This is a genomic window from Duganella sp. CF458, assembly GCF_900113115.1.
In the GTDB taxonomy this organism is placed as follows: domain Bacteria; phylum Pseudomonadota; class Gammaproteobacteria; order Burkholderiales; family Burkholderiaceae_D; genus Rugamonas.
Map to the genome: position 1 here is coordinate 1 of NZ_FOOF01000031.1, position 26,146 is coordinate 26,146.

Sequence of the window (26,146 nt, forward strand, 5' to 3'; positions counted from 1 at the left end):
CGAACAGGACCGTGAAACGACTTTGCGCCGATGATAGTGCTGCAACCAGTGTGAAAGTAGGTTATCGTCAGGCTCTTATTAGAAAAATCCCCTTCGGCACCGCGCGCGATCTAGAGCGCGTGCAGGCTGAAGGGGATTTTTTGCTTTGCGCTTTCGGCAGTATTTGATTAATATTGCCAAATGAATATCAAGAAACCCCTGCGCTGGCTGGCGATCGTCGCTGGCCTCTTCGTCCTGCTGCTGATTATCCTCACCTCAGTCGCAATCTATAACTCCCGATTTGAGCTGAACTCCAATGGCGTACATCAACGCCTGTATGTCCCGATTGGGCAGGCCTACGCCAAGGTTGCGATGCATGCCGGTACAGGCGATGGCGCATCTTTGCCGGGGTTCCTGGACGGCCCGATTGTGCGCAAGGCCTCAGACGGCATCTGGTCCGCGAGCTGGTTCTGCGAAGATCGCGTGCAGCAGCAGCAGCTCACCGGCTCGCAACTGACCATCGATTGCGCCGGCAAACGTAGTGCTTACCCCATCGGTACGACGATGCCTGCGGTTGCAGGCGTCATGCCTATGCCGGACCGGGTTGCGGTATTAAGCGATATCGAAGGCAACCTGGCTTTCCTCGATGGCGCCCTTGCAAAGCTGGGTGTGACCGATGGCGGTGGCGCTTGGGCATACGGCCAAGGCCACCTGGTCATTGTGGGAGATGCGGTGGACCGCGGCCGCGATGCGTTCGCGGTGCTGTGGCGGCTTTATTCGCTGGCGCAAGAAGCACAGCGCGCCGGCGGCGGTGTGCATATGGTGCTGGGAAATCACGAGCAGTACATCCTGCGCGGGAATACCTCGCGCGCGCATCTGGAACACCTGTATGCCCTGGGCCAAATGGGCGGTCCGGTGCCTGCATTTGCCGGCGACACCGTGATCGGCGCCTGGTTGCGCGCGCAGCCCGTGATCCTGCAGTTTGGCAGCGTATTGTTTACTCACGGCGGTATCAGCAAGGCGACCGCCGACAGCGGACTGACCGTGCCGCAGCTGAATGAAGCAATGCGGAATTATTGGAGCGGGACGCCAGCGGCCAAGCCAGCGCTGGATGCTGTTCTGGGCCGCAGCGGTGTGACGCAGTACCGCGGCTACCTGGACCAGGAGAGCGGATTGGTGTCAGCGGAAGATGTCCAGCATGTGCTGGCGCGATTCGGTGCGACGACTGTTGTAGTCGGGCATACGCTGGTCGACAAGGTAACCATGCTGCACGATGGCCGCGTGATTGCCGTCGACGTGAACACCAACGAAGCCGCGGATGAAGCGCTGGTGTTTGAGCAGGGTAAGCCGCGGGTCGTTGCCGTTGTCGACCGCGGCTTGCCGCCGGAAGAGGGACCGCGCGGCCGCATGCGCGATTTCCAGTTTGCCGATGCGCAGGACTGGCGTGCGCTGGGACGCACAGTGTGGCGCACCTACGAGCTGGCCAGGCTGCCGCACCCCTACTAGGCCTGCTTCGCCGCAGATGGCCTCAGCGCAGGACCATGCCTGCAATGACCGCCAGCAGCATGGCGCAGAAATAGCGCGGCCACTTTGCGCTGTAGTTCCGCCAGGCTGACACTGCCAGCACGGCCGCGACGATAAAGGGCAGTCGTGTGTGGAAGTTCAGGCACAGGGTGATGGCGAAGTAGAGCTGGACGATGATGGCCACCCATGGCCGCCCTGTGAACGGACCACGGCCTCCTTGCGCTGGCGTCGCTGCCGGTGCTTCGGTAGCCGGCCTGGCAGTCGGCCTCGATGGGCCGCTGGTAGGTTTCGCAGGCTTTTGGTTTGCCGCGATTTTTTCCTGCGTCAGTTGCTGCTGCATCTTTTCCATCACGGGCGCCGGAGGTGCCGCGGCTTGCCAGAATCCGGCCCAGGGCTCCTTGCCTTGCGCAGACAAGGCGCGGAAACCGCTGCTGCGGCGAGCCGCAGGCGCATTTGCTGCGGCCACCGGAGCGGCCCACTTCGCGCGTGCTGCACGAACCTGTTGCAGCAAAGGCGTTCCTTTCGCTGCGTCGACCATCTTGATGAACTGCGCATAGCCTTCGAGCGCGTCGATCACGTTCTCATTGCCATTCCACTGCTTGCCGGCAGGTCCATCCTTCTCGACCTGGAACAGGGTGGCGCGGAAACGGCGCAAGGTGTCGCGGTCCAGGGAAAGCTTCTTGTTGACCACGATGCCGGTGACGCTCTGGCAGTGCGCATCGCTCATGACGTGCTGCTTGTCCGGATGCGGCGTGAAGCCTTCGTCGGCAATGATCTGCTTGACGCGCCATAGCAGCTTGCCGGCCAGCTTGCGTGCGGCGGCATCGCCTGAGAAGGTCAGGTCATCGGCGTATCGGGTGTAGGCGAAGCCAAGTTTTGCGGCACAAGCCTGCACGCGCGCGTCGAGGCGCCGGCACAGGATGTTGGTCAGGGCCGGGCTGCTCGGTGCGCCTTGGGGCAGCGCACGTGCGCCGGTCGCGACGAAGAATTTTTCACCATCCACGCTGACTTCTTCAACAGGCGTTTCGGTGCAGATCAGTCCGAGCGTGGTGGCCAGTTGCGCGCTGTAGCCAAGCTCCCTGAATACGCCTTTGATGCGCGGCAGGCTGATCGAAGGGAAGAAGTTCTTCAGGTCCAGGTTGATGACCACAGCCTTGCCCACGTGGGGCTGGGCGTTGCTGACAATCGAGCGGCCCGGGATGAAGCCGTGCGCAGCGTCGTGCAGCGGCACCTTGGTCAATATGTTGTCCAGCACCCAGTATTGCAGGCGCTTCACGCGCGGCATCGGAGCGGAGATGATGCGCTCGCCACCGGTCTTCTTCGGCATGGCGAAGCGGCGGTAATGGCTGATGCGCGATACGCGGCGTTCGAAACTGAGGAAGCGCAGCTCGGGCAGTGTGACGCCCATGGCGCTTGCCAGTTCGCTTGCGTTGTTCAATGCGGGTAGAGACCAGCGCGCCAGCTTTTCCGTATTGCTCTCGGCCTGGTTCAAGCCGGCGGAAACGCCTTCGCCCAGGTAGAGCAGTTCGGCCGACTGCCGTTGGTGCCATGCCGTCGCGCGTTCAAAACGTTCGCGCGCGCGCTTCTGGCGGGTCTCTTCGCGGCGTTGCCGCGCTTTGGCCAGGCGCTCCTTGCGCATGGCCTTGAGTGCCTGCTCCGGGTCCTGGATGGTACGCAGTTCCTGCCCCAAGCGATGCAAGGCGCTACTGAGTTCAGCTTCGCGCTTGACGACTTCTTCAAGCTCGGTAGGTTGGCCGGAATTGGCTGGCCAGAAGCCAAGGCGCTGCATTTCGCCCAGCACGACTTCCTGGCGCGAGCTGTTGCGCAGGCGCTCCATCAATTCAGCGCGGGTAGTGACTGGCTTGGATTCGGTGGCGCTCATTGCATGGCCTCCTGGCGAGGCGAGCGCGAAAGATGCAAGCACGGCGGGATTGTCATCGAAGAGCCTTTGAGACTGGGGCGCTCCACTCGATGCCATACGGCACCGGTGCGGCGAATGGACTGCAGGGCAGTCACACCGTCTTGCCGCACCGGTGTCTGTATGGCACTGTGAAGAGCGTGCCAGTGGCGCATGGGAAGAGCTGAATACGTGAACGGCGATCCACCGTTCGGGTTGCAAGAGCCATCCCGCCGTGTTTGCTGAAACGAGTATATCAGTTCATTTGCTTTTTTCATATCGATCGCCCTCCTCATGCCGCCTGCTGCCGCGACATGCGCAGCGCAAGCATGTGCGCGCAGGGACCTTTGTGCATGCGGTTGAACGTGAAGAAGTTGCACTGGCAGGCGCCGTCGACGATGCGCTCGTCGGCGTCCAGCCGCAGCATCACCTGGTACTGCCGGTCGCCTTGCTTCGCTTGCGCACTGAGTCGGATGCCGCCGTCGGCAACTGCCTCGACGGCATGGTTGCTCATGGCGTGGAGGGCGACCAGCTTCCGGGCTTCTTCTTCCTCGGGACTGGCGAAGCGCAGCGTATCCAGGGGCAGCGGGTCGCGTGCCAGTTCGCGCAGGCGGTAGACTTCATTCACCAGGTCGTAAATGACGCGGCCGGCTTGCGTGTACAAGGTCAGCGCGCGTTCCACCATCATGCGATCGAGGCCGGTGTCGAGGGACAACTGGGCGCTGGTGGCGAACCAGCGCTTGCCAAGTGCGGTGAAGACCTTTTCCTTGCTGTCGTTGTCGATTTCGCCGCGTGGTGCCAGCAAGTCGAACTGGCCGGCATGCGACCAGTCGTTGGCGGTCCAGCCGGAAAGGCCAAGGGTGAACTGCATGTCCGGCATGTTGGCGATCCAGAAGCTTGGCAGGCCGCTGCCCATCAGGTGTACCGTGAAGCTTTGTGCGACAGGAATCAGGCGCTCGAGCAGCATCAGGCGGCGGCGGCCCCAGACGCGAACTTCTTCCGCCACGTTGCCCCGGTAAATGGAGCGGCGGCAGACTACTTCGTCATTCCACGGTTCGAACACCGCACGCACGGGCTCGCCCGGCGTCAGGACGAAACGGATCGAACGCGGGCCGACGCGCTCTTTCTTGCGTCGCAGCTGCAGGCAGAAGTTATGCACGTCCATCGGGTGCAGGTCGAGCCGCCGCGCCACCATATTCATGGCGCTGCTCACTTGCAGGAAGCCGCGCACCCAGGTGTCGGGCACGTCGATCTTCTCTTCGATGAATTCGGGATCGTCCGCGGTCTTGACCTGGAAGCCGCTCGGGTCGATCGACAACCTGGTGCTCTTGTAGTCGCGGATCTTCTGGAACTCGCCGTACAGGCTTTCCGAGTAGTCGATATTGGTGGTGCCGCAGGCGAAGTCGCCGATATGGTCGAAGACATTGTGGCTGCAACTGAGCGAAGCATAGCTCGATTCGTCGCGGCTGAAGCATTCGAAGAACACGCGGTCCGGGTGTACCGTGATGACCGGATCGAGTGCGATCCACAGCTCGCGATTGGTCTGGTACAGGTAGTTGTAATACTTGGATTGCGCGTCGTAGAAAGGCTTCATCAGCTTCGACTTGCGGGCCTGCAGCGCGCGCATTTCGGATTGCAGCGGCTGCAACTGCTCTTTCAACTCGCTGCTGCGGGCCTGGAACTGCGCCAGCATCATTTCTTCGTTTTGCGCGAGCCATTCCTTGTAGGCCGTCTTGTCTTTTGGCTGGTAGCGCTGGTCGGCGACCACCACATCATGCAGGGCGGAGATCGCCTCGCGGAACGGGATGTGCTTGTTGATGCCGGCAACGAAGTGGGTCGGGGCACGCAGGGTGTCCGGTACGAAGCGCATGTCGGTCGACGCGGCGCTGTTGCTGACGTAAGTCTCGCCGTAATAGCGGTACTGGAATCTCATGACTTGCTTCCCCGGCCGGCGATGGGCGCTGGCGTGTGGATGGTGATGGCTGCGGGTAGTTCGGGATAACGCTGTTGGATGGCGCGCAGGCCTTCGATGTATTGCGCCTTGTCGGCGATGGCGACGGTCAGCACCTGGCGCGCGAACATCCTGGCGACAAAGCCTGCGATGTCTTCGGACAGCTCGGCCTGGGCGCGCAGGAAGGCTTGCACCCGGCCCTTGACGACGCGGCCGCGATTCACCTGCGACAGCACGTTGAGGAAGTACGGCTCCATGCGCTGCAGCTTGTGCAGGTCGCCGGCGCAGGCGCTTTCCAGCCAGGAGCTGACGAAGAGCTGCATATTGGCGGAAGGGTGCTGGCTCAGCTTATCCAGCAGCTCGGTCACGTCGCCAACGTCGAAATGCCTGGTGATCATGGCGCGGCCGAAGCGCTGTGCCGCCGGATCCTGGTGGTCGCACAGGTTCACCAGCAGCAAAGGTGTCCAGTCGTCACGCGTGCAGGCATCGGTAAAGAAGGCCGAGGCGAATTCGCGGCTGTCGTCAAAGCGGCTGTCGAAGATGCGCAGGGCCGCTTCCATCTGGCCCCGCACACGCTGCGGGTCGGAACGGTAGGCGTCAAATGCCCATTGCCGCACGCTGGCCGTCGGGTTGCGGCCGAAGGCTGCCCATGCCGCCACGTCAAATTGCCCGGGGCGGAATTCCGGCAGCAATCGCGAGCCTAGCAGCTGGGCGCCCTTGCTGCGCGCTGCCAGCAGGCGTGCCAGCAAGGCGGTATCGGCCAGTTGTTCTTCATCCTTCAGGGGCCCGGTTACCCAGGCCACCAGGTCGGCGTGCATGCCTTCCCCGGTTTCGCTGCGGAACAGGGCGTCGAGCAGGCCTTCCAGCAATGTGTGGCGGAAGCCTGCATCGGCAGCGCTCAGGCGCTGGATGACCGGGTCGACGCCGTGCCGCACGCTTGCTTCCGCGCTGGTAGCGAAGGCGACGATCAGGTCCGATTGTGCGGCCAGGACCTGGTCCGACAGCATGCCGAACAGGCGCACTGCGGCGCCGCGCACTTCGGCGTCTTCGTCCTTCAGCAACATGGCCAGCTTGGAACCGGGTAGCATGCCGGTCGGCGCTGGATGCAACATCAGCCACTGGCAGGCCAGCAGGCGCACGGCGGCCAGCGGATGCCCAAGCAGCTGCAGCAGGCGCTCATACGGCGCGCCGGCGGCGGCATCACGCAGCGGGTTCTCGATCAGCCAATGCAGGTCGGTGCCGATCGGCCGCACGGCATTGCGCGCGTCGTCGATATCGGCGCAGTTGTCCAGCCAGTCGAGCAGTTGCATGACAATGGCCGGCGCCTGGCCCGGCAAGCTGGCGGCGACCTGGCATAGCAGGCGGCCCTGGCGGCGTACTGCCTCCAGCGGGGCGCAGGCGACGGTGGCGACCAGCAGCGGGTCGGCCGCGTAGCTCAGTGGGTCGCGCACGATGCAGTCCAGCGCATACTGGGTGGCTTCCGGCAGTGTGCACTGGATCAGCAACAGCAGCCACTCGGTCGGCGGAATGCCCGGCTCGAAGCGCTGGCGCGCCACCTGGAAGGCAAAGTGCGCCGTCGGCAGGTAAGGGCTGCGCAGCAGCTCGCGAATCACGTCCAGCGCCAGGGCGGCGCAGAAAGCCTGGTTATCGGCCAGCGCGCGCGCCGCGAACGCGTGCACGCCGGCGCAGCGGCTTTGCTGCATCAGCGCGAGCAAGGCCTGCGGCTTGCCATCCCACAGCTCGGGGAAGGCTTCCTGGCGCCTTGCGTCGGGCTGGACCGGGTGCGGCTGGTACCAGCTGGTGCCATGGCGGTTGCTTAACCAATGCCCGCGTGCGCGCAGAACGCGGTTGAAGACCATCCAATGGCTGTAACCATCGTAGAAGCGGCCGCCGCGTGCGTTCGGCTGCCCGGCGTCGCTATCGTCCATCGCGGCCAGCACGCCGAGGGCCATCTGGATGTAGGCCGGATCGCGGTCTTCCGCAAGGCGGCGCAGCGTGCGCCAGCCGCGCCGGCGCAGGTAGTCGCGCGTGCGCAGGCCGTAAGCGACCTTGCTGTCCGGGCGCGAGGCCTCATCGGCATACTTGGTGTAGGCGCGGCGCACATAGATCCACTGGCTGCTGCTGGTATGGGTGTCGGTGTCGAAGCGCTGCTGGATCAGGCCCCACAGCTCGGCATCGCCGGCCATTTCAGCCGCCTTGTAGATGTGGCGCACAGCGCGGAAAGTCCCGGCGCGCAGGCGCATCCGCTTCAGGTGGCTGCGCAGGATGCGGCGCGCCATCGGCTGGCTGAGGGCTACCTGGTGCAATTGTTCCAGCCAGTCCGATTTGGACAGGCCTTGCCATTCATCGTCGCCGGCGGCAATCGACAGCAGCTTTTCCTCGTCCTGCTGGTCCCAGGCGCTGCGCAGCACGGTGGGCCAGTCGGCCAGCAGGCGGGCCGCATGCGCCTGCAGCGCTGCGCTATCGGCCAGCATCAGCCAGGCTTGCAGCGCGATGCGGCGCACGGCATCGGTGCGGCCCCGAGCGTGCAGTTCCTGCATGGCGATGGCGGCACCGGCATCGCCGCAGCGGCCGATAGCCCAGGCCAGGCAATAGTCCTGCATGGCGTCGCCGCGTGCAATCAGGTCGACCATGGTGGGGACGGCTGCACGCAGGCGGCGCTCGCCGACGCGCCAGATGACGCGGTTGCGGTGGTGCTGGTCCAGCGCCTTCCAGTTAGCGGCTTGCAGCTGCTGCAGCAGCGTGACGGCGGCAGCGTCGGTTGGGTTCTGGGCGGGTGTAGGCGCGGGTGCCGGGCGTTGCGGCACGACCGCCTCAGGGGCGGACGCGGGGTCGCTGAAGCCTTGCGCTGCGCGTTCGACCAGCGCCAGTTCGAACAGGGTTTCGGCGGCCTGCCAGTCAACCGGTTGCGGCGTGCGCGTGCTCTCGCGCCATTCTTCGCCGGTGCGGCCCTGGCGCAGGTTGACCAGGTAGCGGCCTGGCGAACCCGCCACCTCGCATAGCTCGATTTCGCAATGGATGGTGGCGTCTTTTTGCCTGCGAACCAGGCTGCTTTTCCGAATCAGCTTCACTGTAGTACCGGCCTTGGTTTGAAATGCGGTTACTCAACAGGACGATGGTAGCCAATCCTGAAAGTGTTTGCAAATAAAGCAATGACTACCGCGGTTTGAGCAGCGCTTCCATCAGTGGTTCGCAGGCGGCGGCCAGCCGGTCCAGGCTAGCTTCACGCAAGGCGTTGGTATCGACGGTGTGCTGCGTCGCCAGTCCGGCCCAGTGCAACAGGGCGCGGCCGCCTCGCGGATGGTCGAACAGGCCATGCAGGTAGCTGCCGAGCACCTGGCCGTCGGCGGAAATGGCGCCTTCCGCGCGGCCATCGATGAAGAAGGCCGGTTGCGCCAGGGCGGCGCCGTTCGAGACGCCCATGTGGATCTCGTAGCCGCTGACCGGCGCATCGTTGAAGGCGCAATGGCCGGCCACTTGCGCCAGGCGTTTGTCGCGCGTGAGTTCTGTCCGCAGGTCCAGCAAGCCCAGCCCCGCTTCGCTGCCCGCGTGGCCTTCCACGCCGTGCGGGTCGTCCACCAGTGTGCCCAGCATCTGGAAGCCGCCGCAAATGCCGATCACCTTGCCGCCGTAGCGCAGGTGGCGCGTGATCGCCTGCGGCCAGCCGCCCTCTTTCAGCGCGGCCAGGTCATCGCGCGTGTTCTTGCTGCCGGGGAGGACGATCAGGTCGGCGGGCGGGATCGCTTCGCCTTTGCGGACAAAACGCAGGTCGACGGCGGGATGGGCGCGCAGCGCATCGAAGTCCGTATGGTTGCTCATGCGCGGCAGGCTTGGCACCACCACGCGGAAGGCGCCGCGCTCGGCTTGCACCGCTTGCACCGCGTCTTCTGCATCGAGGTAGAGGCCATGCAGGTAGGGCAGCACGGCCAGTACCGGTTTGCCGGTCTGTTGTTCCAGCCATTCCAGGCCGGGTTCAAGCAGCTTGATGTCGCCGCGGAAGCGGTTGATGACGAAGCCGATAATGCGATTGCGTTCGCGTTCGGACAGGCAGGACAGGGTGCCGACGATATGGGCGAACACGCCGCCGCGGTCGATGTCGGCGCACAGGATGACTGGGCAGTCGACTGCCTCCGCAAAACCCATGTTGGCGATGTCACGGTCGCGCAGGTTGATTTCCGCCGGGCTGCCGGCACCTTCCACCACCACCGTTTCGTATTGCGCCAGCAGGCGCTGGTGGGATTCCAGCACAGCCGCCATGGCAACGGTCTTGTACTGATGGTAGTCGCGCGCATTCATGTCGCCGCGCACCTTGCCGTGAATGATGACCTGGGCGCCGATATCGCTGCTTGGCTTGAGCAGCACGGGGTTCATGTCGGTATGCGACGGGACGCCGGCGGCAATTGCCTGCAGCGCCTGGGCGCGGCCGATTTCCCCGCCGTCGATGGTGACGGCGCTGTTCAGCGCCATGTTCTGCGGCTTGAAGGGGGCGACGCGCAGGCCGCGCTGCTTGAGCAGGCGGCACAGGGCCGCGACGATGGTGCTCTTGCCGGCGTCGGACGTGGTGCCCTGGACCATCAGGGTGCGGTAAGGGAAGCTCATTTTGCCGGGCGGTGCTTGCGCGCTTCTTCCAGCTTTTCGCACAGTACGGCGGTGCCGGCGATCATGCGCGGGCCGGCGCGATTGAGCAGGTTGCCGTCGATGGTGAACAGGTTGTCCTGCCTGGTCGCCTTGAGCGTCTTGTAAGGGCGCCACAGGTTGACGCCGCCGTAGTCCTTTTCGGCGGTGGCGAAAACCGCTTCGGGATCGGCTTCCAGCACGGCTTCCACGCTGACGACCGGCGCTGTCACTTTCTGGTCGGCGAAGATATTCTGGCCGGCGCAAACTTTCAGCGCGTCGCTGACGATGTGTTCACCGTTCAAGGTGTAAAGCGGCTTGTCCCACACCTGGTAGAAGATGCGCACCGGCGGGCGCGCGGCATATTGTGCGCGCAAGGCTGCCAGCTTTTGGCGCAAGTCCCTGGCGGCGGCGTTGGCGGCAGGCTCGGTGCCGAGCAGCTTGCCCATCTTTTCCAGGTTGTCGGCGATCTGGTCCAGCTTTTTCGGCTCGCTGTGGAATATAGGAATGCCGAGCTGGCGCAGCTGGTCGATCTGGCGTTCCGACGTGCCGTGGCGCCAGACCACCAGCAGGTCCGGCTTCATTGCCAAGAGGAGCTCCATGTCGACCTGGCGGTTGTCGCCGACGCGTGGCACCTGTTTGGCGGCTTCGGGGTAGTCGCTGTAGCTGACCGCGCCCACGATCTTTTCGGCGCCGCCGGCTGCGAACAGCAGTTCCGTGACGTGCGGTGCCAGCGCGACGACACGTTGTGCCGGCTTTTGCAGGGTGACAGGCTTGCCGTCGTCGTCATTGACGGTGATGGCTGCGTGCGCCTGGAGTTGGGTCGCGCACAGGGCGGGAATCAGCAGGTATCTTTTCATCGTTCGGTCCATTCGTTCAATGCCTGTTCGAGGCGTTTCCAGCTTGCTTCGTCGGGTGGCAGGCCGAGGCGGATGCCGCGCGCCGCCTCACTGAAAAGGCGCACCCAGATGCCACGGCGTGCCATGTGGTCGTGGAATTCTTCTGCACGCGGTTCCGGCCACCATTGGAACAGGGCCGTGCCGTTGCTGGCGATGCCCTGGCCTGCCAGCAGTGTGCGCAGTCGCTTGCCGGCCGCGTGCAGTTCTTCCTGCGTGTTGCGCTGCCAGGCGCTGTCCTCCAGTGCGGCGCGCGCAACTTGTTGCGCCGGGCCGCTGACGGCCCAGGGGCCGAGCACGTCGGCCAGCGGCGCCAGGATATCTTCGCGTGCGGCGACGAAGCCGAGGCGCAGGCCGGCCAGGCCGAAGAACTTGCCGACGGAGCGTAACACGATGATGCCGGGATCCTGTGTGGCGTCGGCGATGCTGTGATGGCCGTCGGTGTCGGCGAAGGCTTCGTCGACTACCAGCCAGCCGCCGCGTGCAGCCAGCGCTTGTCCCCACTGGAGCAATGATGCGCGGGGCACGGCGGCACCGGTGGGGTTGTTCGGGTTACAGACCACCAGTACGTCGGCAGCGGCGGCGGCAGCGCCAAGCGCGCTGTACGGAACTGCACTGGTGTGGTGGCCGTGCTGCGACCAGTGGTGCAGGTGTTCGGCATAGCTTGGGCTGGCGACGACTACGCGCGACGGCGGACGCAGGCGGGGCAGGGCCTGGATTGCCGCCTGCGTTCCGGCCACGGCCAGCATGCGCGGCGCATTGTAGTAGCGCTGCGCAGCTTCCAGCAGGAGCGGATCGTGTTCGGGCAGGCGGTGCCAGGCAGCGACGGCCAAAGCTGGCGCTGGATAGCCCTGGGGATTCAGGCCGGTCGACAAGTCGAGCCAGTCGTTGCGTCCATAGCGTTGCGCTGCCTCGCGCAGCTTGCCGCCGTGTTCAAGCATGCTGTGCTCCATAGGCGATGGCCAGCATGACGGCCATCCATAGCCCGGTTGTGTTGCGCACCAGGTGCCAGGCGCGCGGGATATCGGCGGCCGATGCCTCGACGCCCTGGCCCAGCGGCGGGCGTTGTTCGACTTCGCCTCCGTAGCTTGCTGCGCCGCCCAGTTGCAGGCCCAGTGCGCCGGCGCCGGTGGACATCACCGGGCCCGCATTGGGGCTGCTCCAGGCTGGGGCTTGCCGGCGCCAGCATGCCAGCGCGCGGCGTGTGCTTCCCGCACCGGGCGCGAGCAGAGCGTAGCTGAATGCGGTCAGGCGCGCCGGCAGGTAGTTCAGGGCGTCGTCGATGCGGGCGGCACTACGGCCGAACAGGTTGAAGCGCTCGCTGCGATAGCCCCACATGGCGTCCAGCGTATTCGCCAGGCGGAACATCAGGGCGCCGGGGCCGCCGGCGACGGCGAACCAGAACAGCGTGCCGAAGACGGCGTCGTTGCCGTTTTCCAGCATCGACTCAGTTGCCGCCTTGGCGAGGTCGGACTCGGTGGCATGCCCGGTATCGCGGCTGACGATGCGCGCGGTCAGGGCACGCGCGGCTGGCAGGTCGCTTGCCTGCAGCGCGCGCCAGATGGGGAGCATGTGGTCGCGCAGGCTGCGCAGGCCGAGACAGAAGTACAGGATGGATGCGTGCAGGGCTGCCTGTGCTGCGAGAGGCAGCGGCTGCGCACAGGCCCAGGCGGCCAGCATGGTGAGCGGCAGCACGGCGAGCGCCCAGGCCAGCGCACCGCGTGCAAAGCGGACGAATGGAGCGGGCAGCTGCGCGGCGGCGCGATTCAGGCGCCGTTCGATCGCGTTGGCCATGCGGCCGAAGCCGACCAGGGGATGGTAGCGCGAAACTTCGCCCAGGATGGCGTCGAGCAGCACCCCGGCCAGCAGGGCGGCTGCGAATATGGTCCAGTCCAGGCCTGCCAGCAGCATCAGGTGTCCTTCAGCATCAGCGGCAAGCCTGCCGCGATAAAGGCGACCCGGTCGCATACGGCGGCAACCGACTGGTTCAGGCGGCCGGCTTCATCGGCATAGCTGCGCGAGACGGCACCCCAAGGCACGATGCCCATGCCGACTTCGTTCGACACCATCACCACGTCGCCGCGGTCGACTGCCAATTCGTCCAGCAAGGCCGCACGTTGTTCGTGGAAGCGGGCCGGCAGCTCGATCATGCCGATATCCGGGTATTGCGTGCCGTCGCTGAACATCAGGTTGGAAAGCCAGAGTGTCAGGCAATCGACCAGCACCAGGCGTTGCGGTGCCCGCCATTCAGCCAGGGCGGCGGCAAGCGCGAACGGCTCTTCGATGGTCCGCCAGTGCTGCGGGCGCTGCGCGCGGTGGTGGGCGATACGGGCCGTCATTTCCGCGTCCCCCGCAGCTGCGGTGGCGATATAGACCACTTCTTTGCCCGAGGCAGCGGCAAGCTGCTCGGCATGGGCGCTCTTGCCGGACCGGGCGCCGCCAAAAACCAGGGTGCGCGTCATGCTGCGCCCCGTGAGAACATGGCCGCGACCGCGGCGGGGTTGGAGGGAAAATAGCCGTGGAAGTAGGACGCTTGCAGCGACCCCAATCGGTAGACGGCTTCGCCTGCCACGCCGCTTGGATGTTTTTGCGTCGTCGTGTCGGCTGGAACGGCGGTCTCCAGCCGCGAGTAGTGGAAGGTGTGGCCGCGTAGCGCGCCATGCGCCGTGGGCATTGCCTGCGCGCCGAGGCCTGCCAGGCGGGCTTGCATGGCCACTTTGCCCGGTAACAGGCCGGCCATCGGCCAGTCCTTGCCTTGCTTGTCCTGCAGCGATTCGGCGAGCGCCATCATGCCGCCGCATTCCGCCACGATGGGTAGGCCGTCGTCGTGTGCCGCGCGCAGCGAAGCTTGCCAGTGTTGACCTGCGGAGAGTCCGGCGGCGTGCAATTCGGGATAGCCGCCTGGCAGGTAAACTGCGGTGGCTTCGCGCGGCACCGGCTCGTCGGCCAGCGGGGAGAAGTACTCGAGCCGAGCGCCCAGCGCTTCCAGCGTGGACAGGTTGGCAGGATAAAGGAACATGAAGGCTGCATCGCGCGCAATGGCGATGCGGGCGCCTTCAAGCGCCCGCCCGGCCGAAGCTTCGGCGCCGCTGCAATCGCTGCCGGCGGCGATGTGTGCGGCTGGCAAGGCGTCCCACGCCGCAAGATCAAGCGTCAACTGGTCGGCCAGCGTGTCGAGCAGTTCATCGAGGCCCGCCACTTCGTCCGGCAATACAAGGCCCAGATGACGCTCGGGCACCGAAGCCGCCTGTTTGGGCAGGGTCCCCAGCAAAGGGATGTCGCGCAGCGAAGCCGCCACCATGGCCGCATGTCCCGCACTGGCAATGCGGTTCGCCACCACGCCTGCCATGGCGACCGGTCCGTAGTCCCGCAAGCCGTGCACCAGTGCGCCGGCCGTCTGCGCCATGGCGCCGGCATCGATCACGACCAGCACGGGCAAGCCGAATTCGCGCGACAGGTCGGCAGCGGAAGGCGTGCCGTCATACAAGCCCATCACGCCCTCGACCAGGATCGCATCTGCCTGGGATGCCGCTTCGGCCAGCAAGGCCCGGCAGCGTTCAGCGCCGACCATCCACAGGTCGAGCGATTCGACCGGCGAGCCGCAGGCGCGCGCCAGCACCATGGGGTCGATGAAATCCGGTCCGCATTTGAAGACGCGCACACGGCGCCCCGCGCGCACCAGCTTGCGCGCCAGTGCCGCGGTGACCGTGGTTTTGCCCTGGCCGGAAGCGGCAGCGGCAATCAGGATGGCGCGGGCTACCATTCCGTGCCCGGCTGCGCCGCGATACCGGCCTTGAAGGCGTGCTTGACCACGGTCATTTCAGTGACGGTATCCGCGACCTCGATCAACTCCTGCGGCGCGGCGCGGCCGGTCACCACGGCGTGCTGCATGTCGGGGCGGTCCAGCAGGTCGGCAATCACCTCGTGCACGTCCAGGTAGCGGTACTTCAGCGCGATATTCAGTTCGTCCAGCACCACCATGCCATAGGACGGATCGCGCAGGAAGGCGCGCGCCTGCTCCCAGGCCTGCTGCGCCTTTTCGGTATCGCGCTCGCGGTTCTGGGTTTCCCAGGTATAGCCCTCGCCCATGGCGTGGAAGCTGCATTCGTCCGGGAAGCGGCGCAGGAATTGTTCTTCGCCGGTCGACATGGCGCCTTTGATGAACTGCACCACGCCTACCTTCATGCCATGCCCCATGGCGCGCATCGCCATGCCGAATCCGCTCGAGCTTTTGCCCTTGCCGTTGCCGGTGTTGACGATCAGGACGCCGATATTCTTGTCCGCCGCCGCGATCTTGGCGTCGATGATGGCCTTCTTGCGCGCCATGCGGTCGCGGTGGCGGTCGTTGATGTCGCTCATTGGGGGCTCCCTGGAATGAAGATGGTGCGTTCGCCGTGGCGGACGATTTCGATTGGATGGTCGAGGTATTCGCTCAGGACCGCTGGCTGCATGACTTCTTCAACCGGCCCGGCCAGCCAACGTCCGTCGCCCATCAGCAGCAGGGCGTGGGACGACACGCTGTGCGCCAGCGTCAGGTCGTGCCCGACCATCACCACGGTCTTGCGCTGCTCACGGCATAATTTGGACAGCAGCGACATCACGCTCACCTGATGCGCCAGGTCCAGCGCATTGGCCGGCTCGTCCAGCAGCAGCAAGGGCGTGTCCTGCGCCAGCATGGCGGCGATTGCCACCCGCTGGCGCTCGCCGCCGGACAGCGTGCGCACGTCGCGCGCCGCCAAGTGGTCGACTTCCATCGCGCCCAATGCCGCAATGGCGGCATGGTGGTCGTCGCTGTTTTCCCAATACCGGTTGTCGTGGTAGGGGTGGCGTGCCGACAACACGGTTTCGATCACGGAGTACGAGAATGCGTCGCTGCGCGCCTGCGCCAGGAAGGCGCGCTTGAGCGCCAGTTCCTGCAGCGGCCATTGGCCCAGTGCGCGGCGGTCTATGCTGACATAGCCGGCTTCCGGCTGGCGCAAGCCGGCCAGGGTGCGCAGCAAAGTGCTCTTGCCTGCACCGTTACGGCCGATAACGCTCCAGCATTCGCCATCGCCGACCTGCCAGTCCAACTGGTCGACCAGGGTGCGCTTGCCCATGGCAAGGCGCAGTTGATGGGTGCCGATCATCTTATTTCCTCAGGCGGTGCAGTTGGTACAGGAAGACCGGCGTGCCAATCAGCGCCGTCACCACGCCCGCCGGCAGTTGCTGCGGCGCGATGATGGTGCGGGCCACGGTGTCCGCCAGTACAAGGTAAGCGCCGCCCACCAGCGTGGCGCTTGGCACCAGCAAGCGGTGGTCGGGGCCGAAGGCGAAGCGGCAGGCGTGCGGCACGATCAGGCCGACAAAGCCGATGCTGCCGGCGGTGGTCACGGCGCTGGCGGTCAGCAGTCCGGAGCAGAAGAACAGTCCCTTGCGCAGCGTGCCGACGCGGATGCCCAGCGTGGCCGCGGCTTCCGCATGCAGGGCCATTACATTGAGCGAACGCGCTGCGCGCAGGGCGAATGCCATGCCGCCGGCCAGCACGATCCACGGCAGCCAGCGGATCGGCGAGCCGGACAGGTCGCCGATCAGCCAGAACACCATGGTGCGCAGGCGGCTCTCCGGAGCGATCGACAGCATCAGGGTTACCAGGGCAATGCAGCCCGAAGAGAGGATCACGCCGGTCAACAGCAACAGCGCGGTGCCGCCTTCCGCCGCGGTGCCGCCGCGCAGGTCGCGCCGCGCCAGGAAGTACAGCATCATCGACACCGCGACGGCGCCGGCGAAGGAAGCCGCGTCCACCATCCAGGCCGCACACATGAACAACAGAGCGGCCAGCGCGCCGACCGACGCGCCGGACGAGATGCCCAGTACATAGGGATCGGCCAGCGGATTGCGCAGCAAGGCCTGCATCATGACACCGGCCAGCGACAGCGAAGCGCCGGTGACGAAAGCCGTCGCCGCGCGTTCGGCGCGCAGGCCAAGCAGGTGACCCGGCAGGGAGGTCGGCTGCCCGCTGATGAATTCCCGCAGCGCCCCCGGCAACTCGGCCAGCGGAATGCTGACCGAGCCGATCATGCCGGCAGCCACCAGGCTGGCCAGCGACAACAGTACCAGCAGGATGATGACGGTGACGGCGCGCATGCGCAGGTTGGCGGAAAGAGGGTGCATAGCGGGCAGCTTATCTCATTTATTTGTAGCGGTAGCGCAGGCCGGCGTACACGGTGGAACCTGCGGTGGCGTAATTGCGCGCCAGTTCATAGTGTTTGTCGGCCACGTTGTTCCAGCGCAGGGTGGCAGTCCAGGAGCGGTCGAACTCCCAGGCCGCGTACAGGTTCAGCAAACCGTAGCCGCCCAGGCGGTTGCGGTTGGCCGTATCGTCGAAGCGGTAGCCGGAGAGCTGCCATTCGGCGCCGGTGCTCAGGCTGCCAGCAGTATATTCGAGCGACACGTTGCCGTGGCGCTTGGCGCGGCGCACCAGCAACCTGCCGCTGATGTCGTCTTGCGGGTTTTGCAGGTCGGCGTTGGCGGACAGCGTGAAGCTGTTGCCCAGTTGCTGGCGTGCCGACAGCGAAATCCCTTCCAGCGTGGCCTGGTTGACGTTGTAGGCGCAGCCATTACGGAAACCGGGCCGTGGGCAAGGAGCGATGTTCACCAGCAGGTCGGTCAGCTTGTTGCGGTAAGCCACTGCGCCCAGCGCCGTGCCGCCCTGCTCGAAATGCATGCCGATCTCGCGGTTGCGGCCTTGTTCCGGACGATTGGTCGGCAAGCCGTAGCCGGGGTAGTACAGCTCGTTGAAGGTGGGGGCGCGGAAGCTGGTGCCGTAGCTGGCGTTGACGCGCAGGCCCGGCGTGATGCGGTAGCCGTAGCCCAGCGAGCCGGTGCTCTTGGAGCCGTACTGCGAGCTGTCGTCATTGCGGGCGGCAGCGGCCAGCAGGTGCTCGCCGCGCTTCATGTTGTAGCTGGCGGCCCGGGAAGTGGTGCTGCGTTCGCGCACCAGGGCGGCGGTGTTGGATGCGATTTCTTCCTTGCGGTGTTCGGCCAGCAGTTGCAGGCTGTCCGTGCCCAGCGCGATGTCGTTCTGCCAGCTGAACTGGGATTGCCTGGTATCGATCTGGCTGGCAGTGGCGGCGAAGCTGCCGGACTTGTCGCGCGATTGCGCGACCTGGGTCGTCATCTGCCAGGCGTCCGTCAGGCGATTGCGCGAGTAGATTGCGGCGGTGTCGAGCTTCTGCGTGCTCCACGCGCGCAATTTGCTGCCGCTGTCGAAATCGGCCTCCTGGTCGCTATGCAGGAACAGCACGCCCAGCTCATGACCGCGCGCGACTTGCCATGCCAGCTGGCCGTTGGCGTGCTTGCGCTCGTAGCCGTCGTCGTCCATGTTGTAGCTGGTGCTGGCTGGGAGGGCGGAGGAGAAACCGTCGGAGCGTTCTTTGCCTGCGCTGAGCGCATAGTTGAAGGCGCCTGCGCTGCCGGAAATGCCTGCGGTGCCGGAACGCGTGCCGTAAGTCCCTGCCAGCACATTGGCGTCCAGCGCCAGGCTGCCCTGGCCTTTCCTGGTGAAGATCTGCACCACGCCGCCGATGGCGTCGGCCCCGTACAGGGTGCTCAGGGGGCCGTACACGACCTCGATATGGTCCACGGCGCCCAGTGGAATCGCATTCCAAGCCGCTGCGCCGCTGCTGGCGGAGCCGATGCGCACACCGTCGATCAGCACGATCACCTGGTTGCCGTTGGAACCGCGCAGGAAGACGCTGGCGTTGGTGCCTGGGCCGCCGTTGCGGGAGACCTCAATGCCGCGCTGGCGCTGCAGCAATTCGGTGATGGAGCCGGCGCCGCTGCGCGCAATTTCTTCCGCGCCGATGCTCAGCGAGTCGCTGATAATGTCGCGCGCCGCCTGGGGCGTACGGGTGGCGGTGACCAGCACGGAGTTCAACAGGTGAGCCTGGGCTTGAGCCTGGACGGCAGGTGCGGCAACGGCCAATGCCAGCGACGCGAGGGCCGCTTGCCGGGTGACGGGAAAAGACATGACAACTTTCGTAACGGGCCGCCGGCCCACGTCCCCGTAAGCCGGCATGAACAGGAACGGGCGCTGGGCGCGTTCCCACCTGGTCTGGCCGGTATCCGGGCTGGCAAGTCTGGCGGCCTGGCCTTCCCATGCTTTCGCACAGTGGCCGGGAGGTCGCTGCCGCACATTGAAGGCGGCACTTGCTTACCGTTGCGGGGGCAGCACACGTTGGCTGTCAGGGACAGCGCCGTGTTTCCCGTTTAACTGCATTCGAGAATTCGATTGCGGGCACCAAAACCCCGCCATTATACGGACTTGGCGGGCCAGGACAAGCGAAGGATCTCGCAATACTTGATGTGGTTTGGCTTGGCAGCCGCCTGTTGCAGGGGCTCGCCGGCGGCGATGGCGGCCATCAGGCGCATGGTGCCGGCGTGGCAGACGACGATGGCGTCGTGCCGCAGGTCGTCGAGGAAGGATTGCACCCGGCCGGCCACTTCGCGCACGGTTTCGCCGCCGCCCGGGCGGTAGTCGAGCAGGTCGGCGACCCAGGCGTCGACCTCGGCGCATGCGATGTCGGGCCAGCTGCGCAGTTCCCAGCCGCCGAAATCCATTTCCACCAGCCGCGCGTCGGGCGTGAAGTCCCCCAGCAGGGAGGCCAGGGCGGTGCAGCGCCGCAGGGGGCTGGAGTACAGGCGGTAGCCCCGCGCGAGGAAGTCGGCCAGTCGCGGCGCCAGGGCTGCGTGGCCGGCGGCGAGGGCGTGCGCCGCGGCCGGGATGTCGCTGCTGCCGTAGCACATGCCGGGTGCGACATCGGGCTGGGGATGGCGGATGAGGATCAGTTCCACAGGCAGGCCAGCACGCCGAGATAGAACACGGCCTCCGTCAATTGCTGGACGGCGCCGAGGCAGTCGCCGGTATAGCCGCCCAGGCGGTGCTGGAATTTGCGGGCCAGCCAGATAGTCGCCAGCAACATCCCGGCCAGGCCCGCCCCCATGGCGGCCGGCGATAGCCAGCCCAGGGCAACAGCGCCTGCGGCTGGTACGCATGCCGTCAGCGCCGCGATGGCAAATTCGCCGCTACGCATCTCCTGCGCCAGCGGCTTGGCCTTGCCCTCGGCGCGGGCGTACTCCATGCGCCAGATCAGGGAGCAAGCCATGAGGCGTGACAGGGGATGCGCGGCCAGCAGCGCGCCCACTACCGCCAGTCTCGGCATGCTGGCCAGGGCCGTAACCTTGATTGCCAGCATCAGGCCGATGCCGATGGCACCATAGGCGCCGATGCGCGAATCCTTCATGATTTCCAGCACGCGCTCACGCGTATGGCCGCCGCCCAGGCCGTCGCAGCTATCGGCAAAACCGTCTTCGTGGAAAGCTCCGGTGGCATATATGCCGGCCGCCGTGGAGAGCAGGACGGCTACCGCCGGCGGCAGCACCAGTGCCGCCGCCGCATACACGCCGCCCGCAATCGCCGCCACCACCAATCCCACGGCAGGGAAGTAGCGCGAGGCATGGTGCAGCCAGGCCGGCTCGAAACCGACCCAGCGTGGAATGGGCAATCGCGTGAAGAATTGCAGTGCGATGAAGAAAAGGCGCAACTGCTGCATGGGCGCTTACTCGGACTTCTCGCTGACCTGGGCCGACTCGAAAGTCGCCATCTGGTTCAGGAAGTTGACGGCGGCTTGCAGCAGCGGCACGGCCAGCGCGGCGCCGGTGCCTTCGCCCAGGCGCAGGCCCAGGTCCAGCAGCGGGCGGCCGCCGAGGAAGTCCAGCATGCGCTTGTGGCCATTTTCGTCGGAGCAGTGCGAGAACACGCAGTAATCCAGCACCGCCGGTTGTATGCGGGACGCCACCAACAGGGCGCTGGTGACGATAAAGCCGTCGATCAGCAGCACCATGCGGCGTTCGGCAGCCTTCAGCATCGCACCGGTCATCATGGCGATTTCCAGTCCGCCGAAGGTGGCCAATGCCTGCAGCCCACCTTGCGCATCGGCGTGCAGTGCCATGGCCGCCTCGATCACGCGCTGCTTGTGCAGCACGCCTTCCGGCGCCAGGCCGGTGCCGGCGCCGACGCAATCGGCCACCGGAATGCCGGTCAGGCGGTGCATCAGGGCTGCCGCAGCCGTGGTGTTACCGATCCCCATCTCGCCAAAGCCCAGCACATTGCCAGGCAGCTCGGCCACCAGGTCCATGCCGCATTCGATCGCTTCCATGCACTGCTGCACCGACATGGCCGGCTGCTGCGCAAAATTGGCGGTGCCCGCTGCGATCTTGCGGTTGACCAGGCCCTCGCGCGGTCCGAAGTCATGCTTGACGCCCGCGTCCACCACTTTCAGCGAGCAGCCGGTCTGGCGCGCAAAGACATTGATGGCGGCGCCGCCGGCCAGGAAGTTCTCCACCATCTGCCAGGTCACGTCCTGCGGGAAGGCGGAGATGCCTTCCGCCACCACGCCATGGTCGCCCGCGAATACCAGGATGGCAGGCTCGCGCAGCTGGGGGCTGGCGGTCTGCTGGATCATGCCCACCTTGTGCGCCAGTCCCTCCAGCGCCCCCAGGCTGCCCAGCGGTTTGGTCTTGTTGTTGATGGCGCGATCCAGCTGGGCCGCGAGGGCTTCGTCTTTGAGTGGGGTGATGTGTGGGATAGTCATCGCGGAATTATAATGCCCGTATGCGCATACTTATCATTGAAGACAATAAGGATATTGTCGCCAACCTGTACGGCTTCCTTGAGCCCAAAGGATACGTACTGGATACGGCAGCCAATGGTTACGGTGGGCTGGCGCTGGCCACCGAGCATGCATACGACGCCGTGGTACTCGACGTGATGCTGCCCGGCCTGAACGGCATGGAATTGTGCCGCAAGCTGCGCGGGGAGCTGGGAATGGCTATTCCTGTGCTGATGCTGACCGCACGTGACACGCTGGAGGACAAGGTGGCCGGCTTCGAAAGCGGCGCCGACGACTACCTGGTCAAGCCTTTTTCCCTGGTGGAGCTGGAAATCCGCTTGCGCGCCCTGGTGCGGCGCGCGCGCGGCGCGCAGGCGGCAACGCCGGTGCTGCAGTTCGGCGACCTGACTTTCGACACCGTCAATTACGAAGCACGCCGTGCCGGCTGCCCCCTGGCACTGACCCGCACCGGCTACACCATCCTCAAAAGCCTGATGAAGGAAGCGCCGCGCATCGTTCCGCGCGATGCGCTGGAGCATGACGTGTGGGGCGACGACCGTCCGGACAGCGACGCGCTGCGCACCCACATCCACGCGCTGCGCCAGGCCTTGGACAAGCCTTATCCATTCGCCATGCTGCGCACCATCCCGGGCATCGGCTACAAGCTGGTGACCTCAGATGACGAAACCTGATTCCCTGCGCCGCCGCATCGTCGGCGCCTACATGACCTTCGCGATTGTCGTATCCGCGGTATTTGCCCTCATTGCCGCGCTGGCAGTGGAGGGCATCGAGGAAAAACTGGTCGACGAGCGCCTGGAGGAAGTGGCCTTGTGGGCGGCACCGCGCCATACCGGCGGCATGCCGGTGCAGATGCCGGCCGGCTTGTCATTCCACCATGGCGCCGATATCCCCCGTTCGCTGCGAGGCATGCCACACGGGGTGAGCGAAATTACGGTCGACGGTACCGACCTGCATGTCCTTGCCGGGAATGACGGGCACGGCGAATTCGTGGTGGTCGACCACGATAGCGAATACGAAAAGATCGAGATAGTCGTGTATTCGATGTTCGCGGCGGGCTTCCTGGCTTTCGTCGCCTGCTCCCTGGCGTTGGCGCGCTTCCTTGCCAACCGCATTGTCACGCCGATTACCTTGCTGTCGCGGGCGATCGAGGAGCGCCTGGACCAATTGCCCTGCCTTGAGCGCGACGACGAACTCGGTATGCTGGCGCGTGCGTTTGCCAGCCGCACCGGAGAACTCAAGCAATTCCTCGACCGCGAACGCTTCTTCACCGGCGACGTCAGCCATGAACTGCGCACGCCCTTGACCGTGATCAGTGGCGCGGCGGAAGTGCTGATGGCGCACACCGAGGGCGAACCCACGCTGCATGCCCCGTCCGAGAGGATTTACCGCGCCGCGCGCGAAGCCAGCGACGTAGCCAGTGTGTTGCTTCGCCTGGCCCGTTCGCCGCAAGGAATGGAGGCGCCGCCGCAGTCGGTGGCTGAATTGGCCGAATATGAAACAGCGCGCTGCCAGCCGCTGGTCGCCGGCAAGCCGGTCACGCTGCGCTATCTGGACGGTGCCGATTTCACCGTGCATGGCTCGCGTGAGCTGCTGCAGGCAGCGATCGGCAACCTGTTGCGCAATGCCTGTGCCTACACGGAACAGGGCGAAGTCGTGCTGCGCCTGGAGCAGCGCTCGATCGTTGTGGAAGATACCGGCCCCGGCTTGCCTCCAGCGGCCATGGCGCGCCTGCGCAGCGAATCGGTGCCGGACAATGACGGCGCCTCATCGGGTTCCGGGCTGGGCCTTGGGCTGGTGCAGCGGATCTGCGCTTATCTCGGCGCTGAATTGCATGTTCGGCAACGCAAGGGCGGCGGCACGCGTTTCGATATCAGCTTCGGCGCCGATTTAACGGAAACTTAACGCCGCCTTTACATGGCCTTTACCCGGCGGACGCTATCGTGCGAGGATGAAATTGCCTCGCATTCCCTCCGCCGGCCTTCCACTGGTCGGCGCGTCCTTCCTGGTCCTGATTTACAACATCAGCTTCTGGAAAGGCTTCGTCTCTGCCACCGGTGGGCTCCGCATGGCCAACCTGCTGGTCTATCTGGGTACCGCCCTGCTGCTGGTCCTGATTTTCAGTGGGGTGCTGGCGCTGGTGAACTTCCGCCGCCTGTTCAAACCCGTTGTGATAGCGCTGCTGCTGCTGTCATCGATGACGGCCTACTTCATGTCCCAGTACGGCATCGTGGTGGACGCATCCATGGTGCAGAACGTGGTGGAAACCGATGTGCGCGAGGCGGGTGAGCTGTTCAGCTGGAAACTGGTGCAATCGGTGCTGCTGTTCGGCGCGCTTCCCTCCTGGCTGGTGTGGCGGCTGCCGGTGCGCTATGGCTCCCTGCGCCGGGAGCTGCTGGCGAATATCGGGGTGGTAGCCGGCTCGCTGTTGCTGGCCACGGGATTGCTGCTTGTGCTGTTCAAAACCCTGGCTCCGGCGATTCGCGAGCACCGCGAACTGCGCTTCACGCTGACGCCGACCAATGTGTTCCAGGCCGCGAACGGCTACCTCAAACATAAATGGGCGACGCCGACCGTGATTGCGCCTCTCGGCACCGATGCCACCAAGGGCAGCTTGTGGGCGGCAGCCGGCAGCGGCCAGCATACGGTGACTGTCATCGTGGTCGGGGAAACTGCGCGCGCCATGAATTTTTCGCTTAACGGTTATGGGCGCGCGACCAACCCCCGCCTTGCGCAAGTGCAGTCGCTGGTCAATTTCAATAATGTGAGCTCCTGCGGCACTGCGACCGCGGTTTCGGTCCCTTGCGTGTTCTCCGGCCTCACGCGTGACAACTATTCGGAGGTTAAGGCGCGTAGCAAGGAGGGGCTGCTGGATGTACTGCAGCACGCCGGCCTGGAAGTGATCTGGCGCGACAATAACTCAGGCTGCAAGGGCGTGTGCGACCGCGTGCGCTATGAAGACATGTCCCAGCCGGTTGCCGGCAACCCGTTGTGCAGCGCCGAAGAGTGCTACGACGAACACCTGCTCGAGGGATTGCCGGAGCTGATCCGCAACGCCAGCAAGGACCTGGTGATCGTACTGCACCAGAAGGGCAGCCATGGCCCTGCGTACTGGAAGCGCTATCCGGCTGAATTCAGGAAGTTCGGCCCCGTATGCCAGACCAATGAACTGGAGCAGTGCTCGCGCGAATCCATCACGGCGGCGTATGACAACACCATCCTGTATACCGATTATTTTCTTGATAAGACGATCAGGCTGCTGAAAGAGGCCGGGGTGCCGGCCTCCATGCTGTACTTCTCCGATCACGGCGAGTCGCTGGGCGAGAAGAATATGTACTTGCACGGTGCGCCCTATATCTTCTCGCCGGAAGAGCAACGCAAGGTGCCGATGATGCTATGGATGTCCGACAGTTTCAGCCAGCGCTTCCATGTCGACCGCAGCTGCCTTGCGGCACGCAGCAGCCAGCAGTTCTCCCACGATAACGTGTTCCACTCCACACTCGGCATGCTGAATGTGAATACCGCAGTCTATAACCCTAAGTTGGACCTGTTCCACGCCTGTAACGATGATGCTTAAGATTTCGCGGGGTGTGCTGGCGCTGACAGCGTCGGCCGCCCTGATCCTGTGGCTTGGCCAGTCCACGGATGTTGATTTGCGCCTGGCCGATATGGTGTACGACCGCGCGCGCGGAGTGTTCCCTTGGCAGCACGCCTGGCTCGCCGAGCAATTCAATCATGTGATCCTCAAAGCCCTGCTGTCATGCCTGGCTGGTGCCGCCGTAGTGCTGGCATTGTGGGATGCCTGGCGGCCACGCGCCAATTGGGGGCCGGCGCGGCGCCTTGGTATGCGGGTACTCGGCATGTCGGCTATCAGCGTGCCGGTGGTAGTCAGCCTCCTGAAGCGCGCCAGCACCTCGCACTGCCCATGGGACCTGGAGCGTTACGGCGGTCACGCCCCTTATATACGTTTGCTCGAATTGATGCCGGCCGGAGTCGAACCCGGCCATTGCCTGCCGGGCGGTCATGCTTCCAGCGCACTATGGCTGATCGCAATCTCGGCCTTCTGGTGGCCGGAGCAACCGCGCAAGGCACTTGGCGTTGGCGCTTTAATGATGGCATTCGCACTGGGCGTCGGGTTTATGCAGCAACTGCGCGGTGCCCACTTCCTGACGCACACCTTGTGGTCGGCCTGGGTTGCCTGTCTGGTCGTGATGGCGAACTATTCACTTGCAAAGCGCCGGATGTTTGGTTATAGTTCTGTCCCTCGCAACGCAGCACTGACAAATCAGTAAAGCGAAACGAGAAAAAGAAGGGGTTGACGAGTTGCACGCTGTACCGCATAATCTCGCTTCTCTGCTGCTGACGAACACAACGCTTCGTCGAACAAACAAGGCAGCGATCTTTAAAAATCAACAGTCGATAAGTGTGGGCGTTTGACGATATTGCCATGAGCCTTAGGGCTCGATGCTCAAAATATACGTTGTAACGCTCGCACAAAATATATTAAACGTAATCTCGAAAGGGATTCGTCAGTATTTTGAGTGAGTGACCTCGCTAGCAATAGCGAAAAACAGAGATTGAACTGAAGAGTTTGATCCTGGCTCAGATTGAACGCTGG

At 64.8% G+C, this 26,146-nt stretch carries 21 protein-coding genes and 1 riboswitch; of the genes, 5 read left to right on the forward strand and 16 right to left on the reverse strand.

Annotated features, from left to right (window positions below; genetic code table 11):
- Positions 1 to 180: 180 nt before the first annotated feature.
- Positions 181 to 1,485 (forward strand): metallophosphoesterase, encoded by a 1,305-nt coding sequence (locus BM269_RS28410; protein ID WP_090445836.1) that lies wholly within the window; start codon positions 181 to 183, stop codon positions 1,483 to 1,485.
- Positions 1,486 to 1,507: 22 nt separating this feature from the next.
- Here BM269_RS28410 and BM269_RS28415 read toward each other — a convergent pair whose 3' ends face one another.
- The 16 genes from BM269_RS28415 to cobT form a co-directional block, all read right to left on the reverse strand.
- Positions 1,508 to 3,385, reverse strand: a complete 1,878-nt coding sequence (locus BM269_RS28415; RefSeq protein WP_090445839.1) for a reverse transcriptase family protein — start codon at positions 3,383 to 3,385, stop codon at positions 1,508 to 1,510.
- Between the two features lie 307 nt (positions 3,386 to 3,692).
- Positions 3,693 to 5,333: an SWIM zinc finger family protein gene (locus tag BM269_RS28420; protein ID WP_090445842.1), complete on the reverse strand. Its 1,641-nt coding sequence runs from the start codon at positions 5,331 to 5,333 to the stop codon at positions 3,693 to 3,695.
- Entirely contained in the window at positions 5,330 to 8,422 is a 3,093-nt protein-coding gene (locus BM269_RS28425; protein WP_090445845.1) for a hypothetical protein, read from the reverse strand. Before BM269_RS28425 ends, BM269_RS28420 begins: the two co-directional genes overlap by 4 nt.
- A gap of 85 nt (positions 8,423 to 8,507) precedes the next feature.
- Complete coding sequence (locus BM269_RS28430; protein WP_090445848.1) at positions 8,508 to 9,950, reverse strand: cobyric acid synthase; 1,443 nt, start codon at positions 9,948 to 9,950, stop codon at positions 8,508 to 8,510.
- On the reverse strand, positions 9,947 to 10,825 hold the full coding sequence (locus BM269_RS28435; protein WP_090445851.1) for a cobalamin-binding protein: 879 nt from the start codon (positions 10,823 to 10,825) through the stop codon (positions 9,947 to 9,949). Before BM269_RS28435 ends, BM269_RS28430 begins: the two co-directional genes overlap by 4 nt.
- Positions 10,822 to 11,802: a threonine-phosphate decarboxylase CobD gene (gene cobD / locus BM269_RS28440; RefSeq protein ID WP_090445854.1), complete on the reverse strand. Its 981-nt coding sequence runs from the start codon at positions 11,800 to 11,802 to the stop codon at positions 10,822 to 10,824. The genes BM269_RS28435 and cobD overlap by 4 nt, the downstream gene beginning before the upstream one ends.
- Entirely contained in the window at positions 11,795 to 12,769 is a 975-nt protein-coding gene (locus BM269_RS28445) for a CobD/CbiB family cobalamin biosynthesis protein (RefSeq protein WP_373994412.1), read from the reverse strand. Before BM269_RS28445 ends, cobD begins: the two co-directional genes overlap by 8 nt.
- A 2-nt stretch (positions 12,770 to 12,771) precedes the next feature.
- Positions 12,772 to 13,323, reverse strand: coding sequence for a bifunctional adenosylcobinamide kinase/adenosylcobinamide-phosphate guanylyltransferase (cobU, locus tag BM269_RS28450; protein ID WP_090445859.1), 552 nt, complete (start codon positions 13,321 to 13,323; stop codon positions 12,772 to 12,774).
- Complete coding sequence (locus tag BM269_RS28455) at positions 13,320 to 14,624, reverse strand: cobyrinic acid a,c-diamide synthase CobB (RefSeq protein ID WP_090445863.1); 1,305 nt, start codon at positions 14,622 to 14,624, stop codon at positions 13,320 to 13,322. The genes cobU and BM269_RS28455 overlap by 4 nt, the downstream gene beginning before the upstream one ends.
- A complete protein-coding gene (cobO, locus tag BM269_RS28460; protein WP_090445868.1) occupies positions 14,618 to 15,220 on the reverse strand; it encodes a cob(I)yrinic acid a,c-diamide adenosyltransferase in 603 nt (200 codons plus the stop codon). The genes BM269_RS28455 and cobO overlap by 7 nt, the downstream gene beginning before the upstream one ends.
- A complete protein-coding gene (locus BM269_RS28465) occupies positions 15,217 to 15,987 on the reverse strand; it encodes an ABC transporter ATP-binding protein (protein WP_090445871.1) in 771 nt (256 codons plus the stop codon). Before BM269_RS28465 ends, cobO begins: the two co-directional genes overlap by 4 nt.
- A 1-nt stretch (position 15,988) precedes the next feature.
- Positions 15,989 to 17,011, reverse strand: coding sequence for a FecCD family ABC transporter permease (locus BM269_RS28470; RefSeq protein ID WP_090445874.1), 1,023 nt, complete (start codon positions 17,009 to 17,011; stop codon positions 15,989 to 15,991).
- Positions 17,012 to 17,030: 19 nt separating this feature from the next.
- Complete coding sequence (locus BM269_RS28475; protein ID WP_090445877.1) at positions 17,031 to 18,869, reverse strand: TonB-dependent receptor domain-containing protein; 1,839 nt, start codon at positions 18,867 to 18,869, stop codon at positions 17,031 to 17,033.
- A 68-nt stretch (positions 18,870 to 18,937) separates the two neighbouring features.
- A riboswitch (cobalamin riboswitch) is annotated at positions 18,938 to 19,159 on the reverse strand.
- A complete protein-coding gene (locus tag BM269_RS28480) occupies positions 19,154 to 19,645 on the reverse strand; it encodes a histidine phosphatase family protein (protein WP_229204833.1) in 492 nt (163 codons plus the stop codon). (Overlaps the previous riboswitch by 6 nt.)
- A gap of 38 nt (positions 19,646 to 19,683) precedes the next feature.
- Positions 19,684 to 20,451, reverse strand: a complete 768-nt coding sequence (locus BM269_RS28485; RefSeq protein ID WP_090445883.1) for an adenosylcobinamide-GDP ribazoletransferase — start codon at positions 20,449 to 20,451, stop codon at positions 19,684 to 19,686.
- 6 nt (positions 20,452 to 20,457) lie between these two features.
- A complete protein-coding gene (gene cobT / locus BM269_RS28490) occupies positions 20,458 to 21,492 on the reverse strand; it encodes a nicotinate-nucleotide--dimethylbenzimidazole phosphoribosyltransferase (protein ID WP_090445886.1) in 1,035 nt (344 codons plus the stop codon).
- Between the two features lie 20 nt (positions 21,493 to 21,512).
- Between cobT and BM269_RS28495 the strand changes: the two genes are divergently transcribed.
- Genes BM269_RS28495 through BM269_RS28510 form a run of 4 tightly spaced genes read left to right on the forward strand, consistent with a single transcriptional unit; the run spans position 21,513 to position 25,820 of the window.
- Positions 21,513 to 22,202 carry a response regulator transcription factor gene (locus BM269_RS28495; RefSeq protein ID WP_090445889.1) on the forward strand — a complete coding sequence of 230 codons (690 nt, stop codon included), beginning with the start codon at positions 21,513 to 21,515 and terminating at the stop codon, positions 22,200 to 22,202.
- A complete protein-coding gene (locus BM269_RS28500; protein WP_090445891.1) occupies positions 22,189 to 23,433 on the forward strand; it encodes a sensor histidine kinase in 1,245 nt (414 codons plus the stop codon). The genes BM269_RS28495 and BM269_RS28500 overlap by 14 nt, the downstream gene beginning before the upstream one ends.
- 46 nt (positions 23,434 to 23,479) lie before the next feature.
- Entirely contained in the window at positions 23,480 to 25,105 is a 1,626-nt protein-coding gene (locus BM269_RS28505) for a phosphoethanolamine transferase (protein ID WP_090445894.1), read from the forward strand.
- Positions 25,095 to 25,820 (forward strand): phosphatase PAP2 family protein, encoded by a 726-nt coding sequence (locus BM269_RS28510; RefSeq protein WP_090445897.1) that lies wholly within the window; start codon positions 25,095 to 25,097, stop codon positions 25,818 to 25,820. Before BM269_RS28505 ends, BM269_RS28510 begins: the two co-directional genes overlap by 11 nt.
- Positions 25,821 to 26,146 lie beyond the last annotated feature (326 nt).